Here is a 17297-nt window from a genome sequence, read left to right as displayed (position 1 = left end):
TTCCTACGTGAAGGAATATCGAAACGGACAGGCGGTTTGGATTTCATGGGCACCAAGGAAGACAGCGCTACCCGCGAACGCAAGGCCCTGCGGTACTCCCTCGTGGTCGCAACGGCGTTGGCTGTGCTCGCCGCATTCTGGGGCTGGATCTCGCAGTCCCAGGTGATCCTGCTCGACGGTGTGTACGCCCTCATCGGAATGGTGTTGACGGCGCTGTCGCTGCGGGTCTCGCGGATAGCCGACTCGGGCCCCACCGCACGCTTCCCCTTCGGTAAGGAGGCATTGATCCCGGTAGTCATCGCTGTCCAGGGCATGGCGCTACTGGCGACGCTCGCCTACGCCGCAGTCGAGGCAGTTCGTGTCATCCTCGCGGGCGGGGCCGACGTCACCGCGGGGTCGCTGGTGGCATACGGCGCTGTCAGCGCAGTGGTGTCGATCATCATCTGGCGCTACGTCGGACAAGTCGACCGCACATCTGATCTGCTCGTCGCCGAAGCCAGGCAATGGGGAGCGTCGGCTGCCTTCAGCGCGCTGGTCGCAGTCGGTGCTGTCGTCGCAATGATCCTGGGCCGCACCGATTTCTCCGACGCCGACCGATATGTCGACTCCGTCTTGGTCCTCCTCGGCTGCGCGATGTTGGTCCCGCAACCGTACGCACTTCTGCGAACCGCACTGATCGAACTCCTCGAAGGTGCTCCCGGCGAAATCGTTCAGGCCCGCGTGCACGAAGCCATCACCGCCGTCCGCGACGAATTCGGTTTGGACGAACCGACTCTCACCATGAGCAAGGTGGGTCGCAAGCTGTATATCGAAGCGACGTTCATGGTCGCGCCACACAGCTGGGACATCGACGGTGAAGACGCAGTTCGACGCTCGTTCGCCAACAGCCTCGCCGATCTCCCCTACGAACCATGGCTCAACATCGAACTGACCACAGATCCGGCGCTGATGCTCTAGAGGCGGAATCTCCTCTCGAACAACAGAATCGCGACGGCAGGCTCAGCCTCACCTTCCCCCAAAAAACCCTTGACTCGAAAGTATGTTCGAGTACGATGGGAGATGGAACGGGGGGGTTCGCATGACGATCGACATCACCGACGACGCTGTCACTGCCGTGGTCAACAGCTCCGCTGTGGGTGTGCGCGGACGATTGTGGCGGCTGCACCCCAGCAACGTCCGCGAGATCGCCATCACCGCGTCAGCGGAAATCCTTCGCCTGGAAGCCATTCGAGTGGCCGCCGTCGACACCCTGACGTTGAACCCGGACGAACAAGTACTCTGCTACCGCGGCACCGGACAATGGCTCGCGAACCACACCATGCTGCAAATCTCCACCGGCAGAAGAATCGCAACCCTAGGCAAAGCCCTACGGTCATTCCCCGAGATCGAAGACCAATTCGACTCCGGCGAACTCACTTTCGAGCACGCAGCACTGATCGTGGCGTTCTGCGAATCCCCACCCAAAACAATGCCCGACGCCGCGCTACCGTACTGCCGCGACACACTCCTCGCCGCAGCATCCGGAACCGAAGCAACCACCGTCAAACTGCGCTACGCCATCAGCGTCCTCGAGCACATGTTCGAATCCGACGACATACCACCAAGCGAAGACACCGATCGCAACGAACTGCGCATCTCCCCAACCCTCAACGGAAGAGTCTCCGTCCGAGGCGATTTCGACGGAGTGACCGGCGAGATGCTTCTCTCCGCCCTCTCCAGCCTCTCCATGCCCACCCCCGCCAAGGACGGCACACCCGACAAACGACCCGCCGCCACACGCAACGCAGACGCCATGGCAGAGCTGATCCGGCGCTACCTCGACAACGCTGCCACCGGCATCGACGGAGGCCAACGCCCACACCTGAACGTGCACATCAACGCCAAAGACCTGGCCTACCACCGTGAATGCGCCGGGACAGCCGGTGCCACAACAGGTGATGGCTCAACACCTGGCCCGTCCGACAGTGACGACCTCGACACCCTGGACCTTGGCATGCCGGATCTCGACAAACAAGATCTCGATGTCGGCCACATGCCCTGGATGGGACCACTGAGCGTCGGCCGCACCCGCATGATCGCCTGCGACTGCATGCTCGGCGCCGTCCTCCTCGACGAAAACGGTGCCCCACTCGACGTCACCCCACTCAAAAGGCTTGTCACCGCGGCACAACGCACCGCCCTGATCGCCCGCGACAAAGGATGCGCCTTCCCCGGCTGCGACTGCGTCCCCGCCTGGACCGACGCCCACCACATCAAACACTGGGCCAAAGGAGGACCAACCGTCATGGACAACCTGGTCCTGCTCTGCCGAACCCACCACACCCTGATGCACCGAAAACCCGGATTCACCGGACAATGGGAAATCCAGGTAGGCGCTGATCACCTGCCCTGGTTCATCCCACCGCCAGGCATCGACCCCGACCAGAAACCCCGTCGCTCCACCACACGACGCTGAACCCGGAGGTCACCGAGCAAACGCCTCGGTGACCCATTCCGGCATGCTCTCAATTGCCCGCCCACTCCAAAAGATCTTCGGCGGTCCACGTATTGATCACCCGATCCGCTTCGACGCCGCACTTTTCGGCCCGGTCACAGCCGTAGCCCTGCCAAGCCAGCTGACCGGGGGCATGGGCGTCGGTATCGATGGAGAAAAGACAATCGAGATCGCGGGCCAACTCGATCAAACGCGAAGGCGGGTCACGACGCTCCGGTCGGGAGTTGATCTCGACGGCGGTCCCTGATTCTCGGCAGGCCTCGAACACTTCCTCCGCATCGAACTGCGACTCGGGCCGGGTTCCGCGAGCACCCTCGACAAGACGCCCAGTGCAATGCCCGAGAATATCGACACGCGGATTTCGCACTGCAGCAAGCATTCTGCGGGTCATCGCCTCGCGCTCGGACCGCAGCTTCGAGTGCACACTCGCCACCACGATGTCGAGTTCGTCGAGTAGATCGGGATCCTGATCGAGTGAACCGTCCTCGAGGATGTCCACCTCGATTCCCGTGAGGATGCGGAAGGGAGCCAGTTCGGCATTCAACCCGGCTATCACGTCGAGTTGAGAACGTAGGCGCTCCGCGGACAGCCCGTTGGCAACAGTGAGGCGAGGCGAATGATCGGTGAGGGCGCAGTAGTCGTGGCCGAGTGCTGCTGCGCGTCGCATCATCTCTTCGATGGGGCTTCCGCCGTCGGACCAGTCGGAGTGTGTGTGGAGATCGCCGCGCAGGGCTTGGCGCAATGGGCCGTCGCCGATGGGCTCGGCCTGCCCCCGCAGTTCCTCGAGATACTCGGGGACGCCGTCGTACGACTGGGCGATGATCATTGCCGTCTTGGGCCCGATGCCGGTGAGAGCCTTCCAACTGTCGGCCTTCCGGCGAGACTCCTTCTGCTCGTCGGACAATCCAGCAAAGACCTCCGCAGCTCGGCGATAGGCCTTGACGCGGTGCGTTTCAGCGCGTGATCGTTCGAGCCAGTAGGCGATCTCCCGAAGCGCTTCATCCGGTTCCATGAGACCACTGTTCCGTCAGCAGCGGCTCGCGGCAAGCCTTGATCCCCTTACGCTGTGAATATGGACGACCCGAGAGCACGATTCGAAGCCGCGCGGGTGGCTCACCTGGCAACGGCAGATGCGGCCGGCGTTCCGCACATCGTGCCGCTGGTATTCGTTTTGGTCGGCGACACCGTCTATTCCTGCGTCGACCACAAACCGAAGACCACCACCGCACTTCGCAGGCTCCGGAACATCACCGAGACGGGGCGTGCGAGCCTGCTCGTCGATCATTACGACGACAACTGGTCCGCGCTCTGGTGGGTCCGCGTCGACGGACGCGCGGAGGTCCTCGGCCCCGGCACCAAGGAGTCCGAGAGCGCAATCGATGCTTTGGCCGCAAAGTATCCGCAGTACGTAGATCACCGACCGCACGGACAGGTGATAGCCGTCCGCGATGTGGAGTGGTCGTCATGGTCCGCAGCAGCCTAAGGTTCTGTCCTAGTGTTCAAGGAGCGAAAGTGATTGCAACACTCTCAATTCGGGCAAATTGGCGGGGGATCGATGAAACGACGACAGTTACTTCAGCGCGCAGCCACAGGCCTGGCGCTGGTAGCGGGACCTCAGGTGATCGACATGGGTAGCAGTTCCGGAAGCAGCCAAGACGCAACAACCCCGTTGGATGAGCTGTTGCAAGTCGTTTCGCTCTCCCACGTGAACGACCCCGCGACCACGCCGATTTTTCCCGGCGATCCCGCGTTCACTCTCGACACAGCGGCAACCATCGCAGACGACGGCTACTACCTCCAGTACGTCAAGGAGGGTGAACACACGGGCACACATTGGGGCGCACCCGCGCACTTTCAGGAAGGTGGACTCACAGCCGACCAACTCGATCCGGCCGACCTCTTCCTTCCCGCAGTGAAGATCGACATCCGGGACAAGGCTGCCGCCGATTCGGACTATGCGCTCACGGTCGCGGACCTTCAGGAGTGGGAAACGCGCAACGGCAAGATCCCCGATGGAGCGGCCGTAGTTCTCTGGACCGGTTGGGAATCGCGCTGGGGTAGCGAAGAATATGCCAACGCCGATGCCGAGGGTGTCACCCACCAACCCGGATTCTCGGTGGACGCGGCGCAGTGGCTGATAGACACCGGACGCTTGGGCACCCGCGGAGCATTGGGAACCGACACCTTCGGTCCCGACCTCGGAAACGACGAGACCTACCCCGTCTCGACGCTCCTGTACGACAAGCATCGAATCAGCCTGGAGAACTTGAACAATCTTGCCGCCCTGCCAACCACCGGGGCGAGCATCCTTGTCGGTGGCGCGATCAACAAGGCCGGATCGGGTTCACCGGCAACGATCTTCGCACTCTTACGGCGCTAGTCTTCGCGGCGATCGCAGTAGACGACAACGGCGCCCTTCCCGCTTCTCTTCGCCTCGTACATCGCCGCATCGGCTCGGCGGAGAAGAGCGTGTGCACTCAGCGGCTCGTCCGCCAACTCGAACTGCGCGACACCAACGCTCGCACCCACCGACACCGATGTGTCTGCAGTCTGATCAGAACTGAGCGCGTCGACGATCCGGCGGGCTACGACGACGGCGTCGTCGATCGGGCCCTGCAGAAGCACCGTGAATTCGTCGCCGCCGAATCGAGCGACAAATGCACTCTCGGGAACCGCTTCGCGCAGACGCGCCGTGAGGGCAACCAGCAACCGGTCACCGGCCGGGTGCCCGTAACGATCGTTGACCTGTTTGAAGTCGTCCAGATCGACAAGCATCAGCACCCAATCGGAGTTCGTGAGGCGGTAGTTCTCGATGGCGCTCGCGAAGTGTTCGTCGAATGCGGCCCGGTTGGCGAGCTCGGTGAGTGGGTCGTGATGCGCTCGGTACCGGAGCTCGTCCTGCGCAGCGGAGATCTGTTGGAGGAGCGCGTCGTTCTCGAGGAGCGTGAGTATCTGGCGCACCAGCGCGAGAACCAGCACGCCGACGCCGAGTATCACGACCACGGCATCGAGGTTGCCGACGATCAGTGCCTGAACAGTCACGATCGTCGCGATCACCGCGATCAACAGATACGGCAGCAGCAACTGAGTCCGATCACTTCGCCACTGCTGTGGCGCGTCGCGGTTCCGAGGCTCGGTTCGCTTCGTCAGCGCCGCCAGGGCGATCAAAGGCGGCCCCGCGATGAACCCGGCATCGGCGATGGTCGGCATACTCTCGGCGCCGATCGCGACCAAGTACGCGTACAAACTGTCCGAAAGGGAGAGCATCACCAACCCGCACCCGAGGAACGTCAGCGGTTCGCGGATCTCGGCAACGGCCTTCGGCCCGATGACCATCAGCAAGACCATCGCGATCAGAACGAAGTCGGTGATCGGATACATCACCGCGACAAGAAACCCGAGAGATCCCGTCGGACCGGTATGAACGACGGCGCCCAGGGCGGTCGTCCACGTGAGGATGAACAATCCACCGACAACGACAAGACCGTCGAGCGTCAGCACGAGCCAGAGATGGATCGGGCCGATCGCCTCACGCCGGGGAGACTCACGTACCAGCGACAGAAGCGCCGGTACGGCAAACACCGGGAACATGAAGAAACCGATGTCCGCGATCGACGGCGACGGAAGTGGTACGTGGAGAACCGAGCGGTAGAACGCCCAGAAGAACATTCCGAGGGTCCAGCCGGCCATACCGAGAGCCATCAGAGTTCGCCAACGACGCTCGACTCCGTGATGGCGCCGCGACGTCCACCAACAGACCGCAGTCGCAGTGGCGCCGCCGACGAGCTGGGCGACATCGTCCACCAGAACCGAGGTTCGTGGGCTGAGCAGCCCGGATCCGGCGAGGACGATGACCGCAACAACGACGCCGAGAACCAGCCACGTGCGTCGTGCTCGGAACAGCGTCATCGAAGGGCCCATCGGTGTTCAAGGCGTCACCACCGATTGTCTTGCAGCCGGCATCGTTGCGGCCGGAATGTTTGTGGTGACGAATGCCCGTACGAACCTACCCGATTTGGTAGCGGATTGTTAACTGGACGAACGATCAAGACCGCCCGTCAAGCCGCGGCGCTGTATTCCGCTCGGGTCCTACGCCGCTGCGAAGTCCATTTCGCGATCACCCCCTGCGACGGGCTGAACAGGTACACCAGGGCGAATAGGATGCCCTGCGTCATCACAACCATGCCCCCGGAAGCTGTGTCGAGGTAGTAGCTGACGTAGATACCCGTAATCGCGCAGATTGCGGAAACCACCGGAGCTATCACCAGCATCCGCGAGAACTTGTCAGTGAGAAGGTAGGCCGTCGCGCCGGGGATGATCAGCATCGCCACCACCAGCACGACTCCGACAGCTTGCAGCGCCACAACGGACGTGAGTGCGAGGACGCCGAGTAGCAGCGATCCGAGACGCTTAGGCGAAAGACCTATCGCGTTGGCATGGATCGGGTCGAAGGCGAACAACGTCAGATCGCGACGCTTGATCAACAGAATGCTCAACGCCAACGCGCCGAGTATCGCGACCTGCAGAAGATCGGACGAGCTCACCCCCAGCAGGTTGCCGAAAATGATGTGGTTGAGATCGGTCTGGCTGGGGGTCACCGAGATGAGAACCAAACCGAACGCAAAGAGAGTCGTGAAGACGATACCGATCGCGGCGTCTTCCTTGACGCGGCTGGTGTTACGGATCAGTCCGATCAGTGCGACGGCGATCAGCCCGAAGATCAAGGCCCCGATGGCAAATGGAGCGCCGACGACGTAGGCGAGGACAACACCGGGCAGGACAGCGTGCGACACTGCATCACCCATCAGTGACCACCCGATGAGCACCAACCAACAACTGAGCACCGCGCAGACAACCGCCGCCACAACCGCAACGGCCAACGCGCGCACCATGAATCCGTACTGGAGAGGATCAAGTAGCAGTTCTACGAGGTTCATCGATCAGGTCCTGTCCATCACGTCGAGACCGAAAGCCAGGGCGAGGTTTTCCGGTTGAAGCACGGTGTCCGGGTCGGCGTGCACCAGGACCTTGCGCATGAGCAGTACCGCCTCGTCGCAGAGTTTCGGCACGGCGTGGAGGTCGTGAGTCGAGACCAAGATCGATCGGCCGTCGGAAGCCAACTCTCGTAGTAGCGTCGAAATCGTTGCCTCGGAACGCTTGTCGACGCCGGCAAACGGCTCGTCCAGCAAGAGTATCGACGCGTCCTGTGCGATACCGCGTGCGACGAAGGCGCGCTTCTTCTGACCACCCGAGAGCTGACCGATCTGGCGATCCGCAAATTCGGTGAGTTCTACTCGCTCGAGGGCCTCTGCCACCGCCTCGCGATCTACACGCCGCGGACGTCGCAAGAACCCGAGGTGGCCGTACCTGCCCATCATCACGACGTCACGGACACTGATCGGGAAGGTCCAGTCGACGTCTTCACTCTGCGGCACGTATCCGACGCGCCCGCTCTTGCGCGCAGCGGCTGCGTCGAGACCGGCGATTCTCACAGAACCGTTGTCCGGCTTGATCATTCCCATGATCACCTTGAACAGGGTCGACTTTCCTGAACCGTTCATACCGATCAATCCGCAGACGCTTCCGGAATTCAACGTCAGATCGACATGGTCCAGTGCGTGGACCTCGCCGTAGTGAACGCTGACGTTTTCGACGCGAATGGCTTCGTTCATGATTTACCGCCGGTCAGACCGCCGAGGATGACGTCGGTGTCGTGGCGAATCATGTCCAGGTAGGTGGGCACGGGACCGTCGGCTTCGGACAGCGAGTCGACGTACAGCGTCCCACCGAATTTCGCACCGGTCGCCCCGACAACCTGCTGCATGGGGGCATCCGAGACCGTCGACTCGCAGAAGACCGCGGGAACGGAATTGGCCCGGACGAAGTCGATCGCGGCGATGATCTGCTGCGGCGTCGCCTGCTGCTCGGCATTGACCGGCCAGATGTAGGCCTCGCTGAGTCCCGCGTCCCTGGCCAGATAGGAGAACGCACCCTCGCAACTGACGAGTGCGCGCTGACCTGCGGGCAATGCCGCCAGCCCACTGACCAGGCCGTCCTGCACTGCTTGCAGTTCCGCCTTGTACTTCGCGCCGTTCTCCGCAAATGCCGAGGCGTTGTCCGGGTCGAGGTCGCTGAAAGCATTCACCATGTTGTCGACGTAGATCTGCGTATTCAACGGAGACATCCATGCATGCGGATTGGGCTTGCCCGCATACGCGTCACCGGCGATCGGAATGCCTTCGACACCGTCGCTGACCACGACGTGTGGCACGTCCAGACCGTTGACGAATTTCGCGAACCACGCCTCGAGGTTCATGCCGTTGTCGAGGATCAGATCGGCTTCGCTCGCCCGCCGAATGTCTCCGGGCGTCGGCTCGTAGCCGTGAATTTCCGCCCCCGCCTTGGTGATCGACTCGACGCGAAGGTGATCGCCGGCAACGTTCTGGGCGATGTCCGACAGCACGGTGAACGTGGTGAGCACCACCGGGCGGTCGTCATCGGAGCCGGAATTCACCGCAGAACAGCTGGAGAGAAGCAGGGCGGCGAGGGCGGCAATTCCCAGGCGGCGGAAGTTCTTCGCGTCGCGAGTCGTCATGGTCGAACTCTAATATGTGGGTAAACAAATACACAAGTTCGTATAGCCGAACAATTCACACTCGATAGGCTCGGACCATGCGTCCTACTGCCTTGATCACCGGTTCCAGTCGCGGCCTCGGAGCTGCCATCGCACGCGAACTGGCGCCGACACACGACCTGCTGCTCGGTGCACGATCCGCGCAGGCCCTCGAACCGATCTGCGCGGAACTACCCGGATCGACGCCCCTACCCCTCGACCTCACGGACTACGACGCCGTCGCGGTCGCCGCCTCGTCCATCACGACGCTCGACGTGCTGGTACACAACGCCGGCGTGGCCGATATCGGAACCATCGAGGAATCCTCGGTCGATCAGTGGCGACGCACCCTCGAGGCAAACGTCATCGCCGTCGCCGAACTCACTCGTGTCCTCCTTCCTGCCCTCAGGGCAGCCGGTGGCCACGTCGTACTGATCAATTCCGGTGCCGGACTGCGCGCCAACGCCGGCTGGGGCTCGTACGCGGCCAGCAAGTTCGCCCTGCGCGCTTTCGGAGACGCACTGCGCCTGGAAGAGCCGTCCTTGCGGGTCACCTCCATTCACCCCGGTCGGATCGACACCGACATGCAGCGCGACATCGTCGCCGGCGAGGGCGACGAGTACGACCCGGAACGCTTCCTGAAGGCCTCCACTGTGGCGCGTGCCGTACTCACTGCCGTCGAAACACCGTCCGACGCACACCCCACGGAGATCGTGCTTCGACCTACCGGCCGGTAAATCCCCAGTTCGCCGGTAACGGAATGATGACGATGGCCACCCGGATATCGCTTTTCCCGGTACTGGCCCGATACTGACATCAGTTGTCGGACAAAGAGACTGGACTGGTTCTCAGGAGTTCATCGAGAGGTGGTGTGCGATGCATGATCATACGAATACGTGGGGAATTTCCACCGAGGCTTTCCTCGGGTGGTACGTCGCCGCTGCCACCGGAGCGGTGGTGATCGCACTTGTGATCAGAGGCGTCGCCATGCGCAAGCCCACACCTGCATTGCGCACACTCACACCACCGGAGATGGGTGTACTGACCAGCGACGAGCGTGCGGTACGCGCTGCCGTGGCAGAACTCGAGAGTGCTGCATATTCTGCCGGCCAGGGTCAGCATGACCGCTTCACCCGCATCGTCCGCCAGCGGATCGACGACGCCGGTGGAACTGCCGTGCCCTCCCGGCTCGTGCCGACACTTCCGCTGCCCCTGTTGGAGCTTCGTAGCGACCTGGTGCAGGCCGGCTACCTGAACGGCAATCGTGAACACACTTTGACGCGATTGTCCGTGGTACCGGTCGTTATCGTCGCCGTGGTCGGCACGATCAGGACCGGATTCACTGTCGTGAACGAGAACCCGGAGGGATACCTTCCGCTCGTTGTCGTCTGCCTCGCCCTGATTGTCGTAACCCTTCTCCGCCTGAGCCGACGCACTCGTTTCGGCCAGGTCGAATTGAGTCGCTTGAAGGACGAATACTCCTACCTCACACCGAATTTCCAACCGTCGTTTGCCACCTACGGGGCGACGTCGGCGGGTATTGCCGCGGCACTCTTCGGTCCGGGCCGCGACGGCGGTTGGGCACCCGGATGCGGCGGCGGGTCTTCACCGTCCAGTTGCTCGACCTTCTCGAGCACCGTGAGCTGTGGGGGGTGAGTGCGGTGAACAACTACTACTCAGCCGACACGTGGGGGATCCCCAGCCAGACTTTCCTTCAGTGGTACCTGGTGGCGGCTGCCGTCGCGATCGGACTCTCGCTGTACAGCCGAATGACTGCGCGCCGGTCGCCCGTGGTCGTCGACTCGGTCCGTCGGCCGCTCACTCCTCCCGAGATCGGTGCCTTGACCAGTGACTACCAAGCGGTGCTGGCGTCGATGGCTATTCTGCGCAGCGCCGAACTGATCAGCACCGAAGGAAAGACCAAGCTGGCACTCACTGCGGAGGACAAGAGTCGTCTCGACTGGTTCACCCGTACCGTGCACAAGCGGCTCGGCAACGGAAAGGTCCCGCTGCGGCAGGTGCGTCTGATGGGACGGCTGAACGTCGCACTCGCACAACTACGTACGACGCTGATCGACGAGGGATACTTGCAACGCCCGCAGGACGGGCTGACTGCTGCCTTTCGGACCGTTCCGATCCTGGCGGTAATTGGTCTCGGCGTAGTCCGTCTCGTCGCCGGCATCGCCGGCGGTAAGCCGGTCGGGTTTCTGCTCCTCACCATCATCGTTCTCGCGCTGATGATTCCACTTCTCCGCATCAAGCGTCGTCGGACAGCTTTGGGCGACAGCGAGCTTCGACGCCTCAAGCACGAAAACTCGTACCTCTCACCGAAACTGCGGCCCGCGTACACGAGCTACGGTCCCTCGCTCGCCGGGCTCTCGGCGGCGCTCTTCGGTTCGGGAGCTCTGGTTCTGATCGATCCCGCGCTGGCGGGAGCAGTGGCTGCGGGCGCCGCGTACAGCCCGGGCGGCGGGGGTTCGAGCTACTACAGTTGTGGCTCCTCATCCGGATCGTCCGGCTCGGACGGCGGTGGCGGCAGCGGTAGCAGTTGCGGCGGCGGGGGGTGTGGGGGATGAGCACGCATGCAGCCGACACGTGGGGGATCCCCAGCGAGGATTTCCTCTACGGCTACATAGCCGTATCGGCCACGCTCATGGTTCTCACTCTGGGGTGGCGTCTGATGATCCGGGCACGCCGGCACGGGTACTCAACCGAGCACGGGTATTCCGCCGAGCAACTGACGCCTCCGGAAGTCGGAATGCTCACCGGCGAGTCACGCGCCATCGCAGCATCGTTGGCAATCCTGCGTAGCGCTGATCTGATCACCACCGACGGCGCTGTCCTGCGCCCGTTGGGCCCTGGCGACGAAACCCTGGACTGGTACACCCTCACCGTGTACCAGCGCCTGGCCCAGCAGGCTCTACCCCATCGTCGGCGGCAACTCGCCGAGCGCATGACGGTGGAAACAGCTCGCCTACGAAACTCTTTGGCGGACCGGGGATACCTGACCTCCGACAGCACCAGGCGTTCAATCTTTCTCTCCACAGTTCCGTTGAAGATCCTGGTGGCCGTGGGTATCGTCCGCGTTGCTTTCGGACTGCACAACGACAAGCCCGTCGAGTTTCTGATTCTCGCCGTACTCGTCACCGGGTTCAGCATCCCGCTGCTCGGGCTCAACTTCGATCGCACCACCTCGGGCAGTGCGGCACGTTCGGAACTGACCACGGCACACGCCTACCTGTCCCCGCGCAACAAGCCTGCCTTCTCCGCCTACGGCCCACGCTTGGCGGGGATGTCCGCCGCTCTCTTCGCCGGTTCGGCGATGCTGATGATCAATCCCGCCTTGGCCTCCGCCGCCGGAATCGGTGCCGACGGCAGCGGAAGTAGCGGGGGTTCGGACGGTGGCGGTTCAGACGGGGGAGGCGGCAGCTGCAGCGGGGGTGGCGGATGTGGCGGCGGCGGTGGTGGATGCGGGGGATAGCCGCGTCCGGGCGAGCAGAAGCGCTGCGGCCTCGGTAGTGATGCCACGTTCCTCGCTCAACGAATACACCTCGTCCAGAGTTCGACCGATCCCTCGGGTTCGTTCGACGACATCGTCTTCGTTCCACCCCAGGACTTCTCGCCCCACCAGGTGAAAGGCTCCGCCTGCGTTCGCGACGAAATCAGGGGCACAGAGAACCCCGCGGCTCCGCAGAACCTCGCCCGCAGCGGCATCGGTCAAGATGTTGTTTGCTGCGCCCGCCACGGCCAGAGTCGGAATCGACGCAGCAGCAGCGGAATCGATGATGCCTCCCATCGCACAGGGAGCAAAGAGGTCACACGACGTTCGAAGTACCTCGTCCGCAGGAACGATCGTGTGCCCCGCAAGAGAAGCCGCCTCGAGGCGCTGCGGGTCCGTATCGGCAACAAGCAGGCGTGCCCCAGCCTGCGCCGCGAGACGCACAACATCTCCGCCGACGGCGCCGAGCCCCTGAACCAGCACCTTTCGGCCGTCGAGTGTTCCGAGTCCACGACGACGCGCCGTGGCCTTCATCGCTTCGAACACGCCCAGAGCCGTGGCGTGCGCGCTGGAACCGGCGCCACCATTGTCGACCGAACGCCCGAAGACGTACTTGGTGGTGCGACTGAGCTGATCCATGTCGGAAGAGTTGGTGTTGACGTCAGGACCGGTCCAGTAGTTTCCCTCGAGCTTGTCGATGTTCTCCGCGTGAATGTCGAGGATACGAGACCAAGTCGCCGAGTCGATCCGATTGCGCGGTGCGGGCAGTGCTATCACCGACTTCCCGCCACCCATCGGCAGGTCGGAGACCGCCATCTTCAAAGTCATTGCGCCGGCCAACTTCCCGGCGTCCGCCAGCGCGTGACCGATCGAGGGGTAATGCGCCGCCCGCGTGCCACCCGACGCCGGTCCCAGACGGGTGGAGTCGATTCGGATCACAAAGGTCGTGCCGGTCTCCCGATCATGTCGGGTGACGGTCAGTTCACCGTCCCAGCGCAGTTCGTCGTCGATGCTCATTGCAGATCCTCTTCTGGTCATGGTTCAGCTGTGCGCGTGCAGTGGTGTTCCCGCGAGTGCGAGCATGGCCTCGCCCAACGCCTCGTTCTGGCTGGGGTGCGCGTGGATGAAACGCCCCACTTCATCGGGAAGTGCTTCCCAGGCGACGGCCAACTGCGCCTCACCGATCAGTTCACCAACCCGGTCGCCTACCAGGTGGACGCCGACGACGGGACCTCTGGTTCCGCTGCGAATCACTTTGATTCCCCCGGTGGTTCGCAGGATCTGACTCTTGCCGTTACCCGACAGGTCGTAGACGACGGTGGAGACGTCACCGTACTGCTTGCGCGCCGCCTCTTCGCCGAGTCCGACTGATGCAACTTCGGGATGTGAGTACGTCACGCGAGGAATCAAGTGTTCGGCGACCGGTATCGGATCCTTCCCGGCGATCTGTTCAGCCACAAAGATCCCTTGTTGGAAACCTCGGTGCGCCAACGCAAGACCGGGCACGATGTCGCCGACCGCGTACACACCGTCCACGGACGTACGGAGGCGTTCGTCGGTAACGACAAAACCCTTGTCGAGGCTGATTCCGTTTTCTTCGAAACCGTTACCGCCCGTGCGGGGTCCGCGGCCGACGGCGACCAACAGTAGTTCGGTATCGGATATCGTTCCGTCGCCTAGTTCGACGCGGACCGAATCGGCTGCTTCTTTCGCGGAAACGATCTTTGTGTCTGTCTTACAGACGATTCCGCGTTTCCGGTAAGCCCGCTCCAGCTGCTTCGACGACCACGGGTCCTCCGCGGCGATCAGTCGCGGGAGTGCCTCGACGATCGTGACTTCGGCGCCGAACGAGCGCCAGAGGCTCGCGAACTCGACGCCGATGACACCGCCACCGAGCACTGTCGCGCTGGTGGGCACCCGGTCGAGTTCGAGCGCCTGGTCACTGGTGAGGATCCGGCGGCCGAGTTCGATGCCGGGCAGTTCCCGCGGATACGATCCGGTGGCCAGTACGAGTGATGTTCCGGTATAGCGGGTTCCGTCGACGTCGATGCTTCGCCCACCGACGTACGTTCCGTATCCGTTGACGATAGTGATCTTGTGTTGCGCCAACAAACCTTGCAGACCGCTGTACAGCCGCTCGACTGTCCCGTTTTTGTAGTCGTGCACCTGCGCGATGTCGATGCCGTCAAAAGATGCTCGGACTCCGAATTGCTCACTGGTGCGTGCCGAGTCGGCGACCTCGGCGGAATGCAGCAGCGCCTTGGTCGGGATGCATCCGCGGTGCAGGCACGTTCCGCCGACCTTGTCCGCCTCGATCAGCGTGACCGACAATCCGAGTTGGGCGGCGCGGATGGCGCAGGCATAGCCGCCCGATCCTCCACCGAGGATCACGACATCAATGTGCTGTTCTGCAGTTGTCATCGGAGCCTTGGTCATCGGAGGCTTGGTCATCGGAGGCTTGGTCATCAGAGCCTTCCCAGGACGCGGATCGGGTTCTCGATGTAGTCACCGAACAGCCTCAGGAATCCACCGGCTTCGCCTCCGTCACAGACGCGGTGGTCGAAGCTCAACGAGATCTGAGTGACCTTACGGACGGTCAACTCGCCGTTCACCACCCACGGCTTGTCGATGATGCGCCCGATCCCCAGAATTGCCGCCTCGGGGTGATTGATGATCGGAGTCGATCCGTCAACCCCGAATACCCCGTAGTTGTTGAGCGTGAACGTGCCGCCGGTCAGGCGGGCGGGTTCGAGTTTGCCGTCGCGCGCAAGGTCGGTGGTCACCCGAAGTGCTTGTGCGAGTTCGACGGTGCTCAGGGCGTCCGCATTTCGAATGACCGGTACCATCAATCCCTTCGGTGTCTGTGCGGCAATTCCCAGGTGGATGCGGGCGTGTCGAACGATCTCGCCTCGAGCAGTATCGACCGACGAGTTCAGTTCGGGGTACTGCGCCAACGCCGCGATGGTCAGCCGAGCCAGGAGCGCCATCAGGCTGATCTTGTCGGAATCGGGCAGTGACTTGTTGATCTCGGCTCGCGCCGCCAACAGTTCGGTGGCGTCGACGTCGACCCAGGTTGTCGCGTCAGGGATCTCACGGCGGCTGGTGGACAGCTTGTCGGCCACCACCTTGCGAAGCCCCTTGATCGGGATGCGTTGGTCGCTCACGTGCGACGTTTCCGTCTCCGGGCCGGTGTTCGACCCGGCCTCGACGTCAGCGCGCGTTATCACCCCGCCGGCACCGGATCCGGAGAGCAAGGAGAGGTCGATATCGTTGTCAAAGGCCAGTTTACGAACGATTGGTGAGATCACGCGTACCGCCGAAGGAGTCCGACGTCGGCGTCTCGGTGCATCCTCGCTGGTGCCGTAGCCGATCAGGACATTGCCCGAACCCGCGCGTTCCTCTTCACGGTAACGCTCGTGGTTGGCCGAAACGACCGCGTCGACACTCTCGCCACCACTCACAGTGATCAACGGCGTGCCCACCTTCAAGGTGTCGCCGTCCTTGCCATGTAATTCGACGACGGTCCCGGCGAACGGGATAGGCACGTCCACAGCAGCTTTCGCGGTCTCGACCTCGACGACGATCTGATCGATGGTGACCACGTCGCCAACCTTGACGTGCCACTCCGCAATATCGGCCTCGGCCAGACCTTCACCCAGGTCGGGGAGCATGAATACCTGATTGCTCATGCCGTCACCGCCCAACGGGTGTCCGGGGCGTCGTTCCACTGCAGACGGTCGACGGCGTCCAGGACCCGGTCGACGCTGGGCAGGTGGTGACGCTCGAGCTTCGGCGCGGGGTAGGGGATGTCGAATCCGCTGACCCTGAGCACCGGAGCGTGGAGATGGTGGAAGCATCGCTCCTGCACGCGAGCAGCAATTTCCGCACCAACACCGGCAAAGCCCTGCGCTTCCTGGATGACGATGCAGCGTCCGGTCTTTCGCACCGACGCGGTGACCGTCTCGTCGTCGAACGGCACTATCGACCGGATGTCGATCACCTCGATGTCGCGGCCCTCGGCCGCAGCAGCCTCGGCGGACTTCAGTGCAACCTCCACGGACGGACCGTAGGCAATGAGCGTCGCGTCACGACCGGGGCGCCGGACGACGGCGCGCCCGATCGGCTCCCGTGCGGTCAGTTCGACATCGGCTCGCGAGAAGTACAGCTTCTTGGGTTCGAGGAAGATCACCGGGTCGGGGTCCTCGATCGCCGAACGTAGCAGTGAGTACGCATCTTCCACCGTGGATGGCGCCACGACCTTCAGGCCGGGCGTGTGTGCGTAGTAGCCCTCGCTGGAATCACAGTGATGCTCCACCCCGCCGATACCGCCGGCAAAAGGAACACGGATGACTATCGGAATCGACAGTGCACCCTTGGTACGGTTGCGGATCTTTGCGACGTGGGAGGCGATCTGCTCGAATGCCGGATAGGCAAACGCGTCGAACTGCATTTCCACGACCGTACGAAAACCAGCCATGGCCATGCCGATTGCGAATCCGATGATGCCGGACTCGGCGAGGGGAGTGTCGAAGCATCGGTCGTCGCCGAAGTCGCGGGTGAGGCCGTCGGTGACGCGGAAAACGCCGCCCAGGGTGCCGACGTCCTCACCGAAGACGACAACGTTGTCATCCGCAGCCAGAGAGTCCCGTAGCGCGGTGTTGAGGGCCTGAGCCATCGTGAGCATGGGCATG

Annotated in this window: 17 protein-coding genes; 8 read left to right on the top strand and 9 right to left on the bottom strand. The window is 62.9% G+C overall.

What is annotated here, in order from left to right; all coding sequences use genetic code 11:
* The first annotated feature begins 45 nt into the window (after nt 1–45).
* Both EEB12_RS15640 and EEB12_RS15635 read left to right on the top strand, forming a co-directional pair.
* Complete coding sequence (locus EEB12_RS15640) at nt 46–957, top strand: cation transporter (protein WP_084325601.1); 912 nt, start codon at nt 46–48, stop codon at nt 955–957.
* A 121-nt stretch (nt 958–1078) separates the two neighbouring features.
* Entirely contained in the window at nt 1079–2455 is a 1377-nt protein-coding gene (locus tag EEB12_RS15635) for an HNH endonuclease signature motif containing protein (RefSeq protein WP_141488082.1), read from the top strand.
* Between the two features lie 49 nt (nt 2456–2504).
* On the opposite strand, the gene EEB12_RS15630 is transcribed toward EEB12_RS15635, so the two are convergent.
* On the bottom strand, nt 2505–3506 hold the full coding sequence (locus EEB12_RS15630; protein ID WP_141488081.1) for a PHP domain-containing protein: 1002 nt from the start codon (nt 3504–3506) through the stop codon (nt 2505–2507).
* A gap of 60 nt (nt 3507–3566) precedes the next feature.
* Between EEB12_RS15630 and EEB12_RS15625 the strand changes: the two genes are divergently transcribed.
* Complete coding sequence (locus EEB12_RS15625) at nt 3567–3977, top strand: TIGR03668 family PPOX class F420-dependent oxidoreductase (RefSeq protein WP_031330968.1); 411 nt, start codon at nt 3567–3569, stop codon at nt 3975–3977.
* A 144-nt stretch (nt 3978–4121) separates the two neighbouring features.
* Nucleotides 4122–4874, top strand: a complete 753-nt coding sequence (locus tag EEB12_RS15620) for a cyclase family protein (protein WP_021332577.1) — start codon at nt 4122–4124, stop codon at nt 4872–4874.
* On the opposite strand, the gene EEB12_RS15615 is transcribed toward EEB12_RS15620, so the two are convergent.
* The 4 genes from EEB12_RS15615 to EEB12_RS15600 form a co-directional block, all read right to left on the bottom strand.
* Nucleotides 4871–6403 (bottom strand): GGDEF domain-containing protein, encoded by a 1533-nt coding sequence (locus EEB12_RS15615; RefSeq protein WP_141488080.1) that lies wholly within the window; start codon nt 6401–6403, stop codon nt 4871–4873. The two genes, EEB12_RS15620 and EEB12_RS15615, sit on opposite strands and share 4 nt — an antisense overlap.
* 149 nt (nt 6404–6552) lie before the next feature.
* Nucleotides 6553–7431: a metal ABC transporter permease gene (locus tag EEB12_RS15610; protein WP_141488079.1), complete on the bottom strand. Its 879-nt coding sequence runs from the start codon at nt 7429–7431 to the stop codon at nt 6553–6555.
* 3 nt (nt 7432–7434) lie between these two features.
* Complete coding sequence (locus tag EEB12_RS15605) at nt 7435–8166, bottom strand: metal ABC transporter ATP-binding protein (protein WP_046379695.1); 732 nt, start codon at nt 8164–8166, stop codon at nt 7435–7437.
* Complete coding sequence (locus EEB12_RS15600) at nt 8163–9089, bottom strand: metal ABC transporter substrate-binding protein (protein ID WP_134998692.1); 927 nt, start codon at nt 9087–9089, stop codon at nt 8163–8165. The genes EEB12_RS15605 and EEB12_RS15600 overlap by 4 nt, the downstream gene beginning before the upstream one ends.
* A gap of 77 nt (nt 9090–9166) precedes the next feature.
* On the opposite strand from EEB12_RS15600, the gene EEB12_RS15595 reads away from it, so the two are divergent.
* The 4 genes from EEB12_RS15595 to EEB12_RS15580 all read left to right on the top strand — a co-directional run bounded on the left by EEB12_RS15595 (nt 9167) and on the right by EEB12_RS15580 (nt 12588).
* Entirely contained in the window at nt 9167–9844 is a 678-nt protein-coding gene (locus EEB12_RS15595; RefSeq protein WP_070796666.1) for an SDR family oxidoreductase, read from the top strand.
* 139 nt (nt 9845–9983) lie between these two features.
* Nucleotides 9984–10763, top strand: a complete 780-nt coding sequence (locus EEB12_RS15590; RefSeq protein WP_141488078.1) for a TIGR04222 domain-containing membrane protein — start codon at nt 9984–9986, stop codon at nt 10761–10763.
* A 5-nt stretch (nt 10764–10768) separates the two neighbouring features.
* Nucleotides 10769–11683 (top strand): TIGR04222 domain-containing membrane protein, encoded by a 915-nt coding sequence (locus EEB12_RS15585; RefSeq protein ID WP_020909824.1) that lies wholly within the window; start codon nt 10769–10771, stop codon nt 11681–11683.
* Entirely contained in the window at nt 11680–12588 is a 909-nt protein-coding gene (locus EEB12_RS15580) for a TIGR04222 domain-containing membrane protein (RefSeq protein WP_020909825.1), read from the top strand. The genes EEB12_RS15585 and EEB12_RS15580 overlap by 4 nt, the downstream gene beginning before the upstream one ends.
* Here EEB12_RS15580 and EEB12_RS15575 read toward each other — a convergent pair.
* From EEB12_RS15575 to EEB12_RS15560, 4 genes are read right to left on the bottom strand one after another with little or no spacing between them, the layout of a single operon-like run.
* Nucleotides 12517–13623 carry a Glu/Leu/Phe/Val dehydrogenase family protein gene (locus tag EEB12_RS15575; RefSeq protein WP_019746163.1) on the bottom strand — a complete coding sequence of 369 codons (1107 nt, stop codon included), beginning with the start codon at nt 13621–13623 and terminating at the stop codon, nt 12517–12519. The two genes, EEB12_RS15580 and EEB12_RS15575, sit on opposite strands and share 72 nt — an antisense overlap.
* 24 nt (nt 13624–13647) lie before the next feature.
* Nucleotides 13648–15057: a dihydrolipoyl dehydrogenase gene (gene lpdA, locus EEB12_RS15570; protein WP_141488682.1), complete on the bottom strand. Its 1410-nt coding sequence runs from the start codon at nt 15055–15057 to the stop codon at nt 13648–13650.
* Between the two features lie 14 nt (nt 15058–15071).
* A complete protein-coding gene (locus EEB12_RS15565; RefSeq protein WP_060938770.1) occupies nt 15072–16295 on the bottom strand; it encodes a dihydrolipoamide acetyltransferase family protein in 1224 nt (407 codons plus the stop codon).
* Complete coding sequence (locus EEB12_RS15560; protein WP_141488077.1) at nt 16292–17296, bottom strand: alpha-ketoacid dehydrogenase subunit beta; 1005 nt, start codon at nt 17294–17296, stop codon at nt 16292–16294. Before EEB12_RS15560 ends, EEB12_RS15565 begins: the two co-directional genes overlap by 4 nt.
* Between the last annotated feature and the right edge of the window lies 1 nt (nt 17297).

Origin of the sequence: Rhodococcus sp. WS1, from assembly GCF_003797745.1 — a bacterium.
GTDB classification, from domain to species: domain Bacteria; phylum Actinomycetota; class Actinomycetes; order Mycobacteriales; family Mycobacteriaceae; genus Rhodococcus_F; species Rhodococcus_F erythropolis.
Note: the sequence above shows the minus strand (reverse complement) of the source record. Positions and strands in the feature narration are given on the sequence as shown.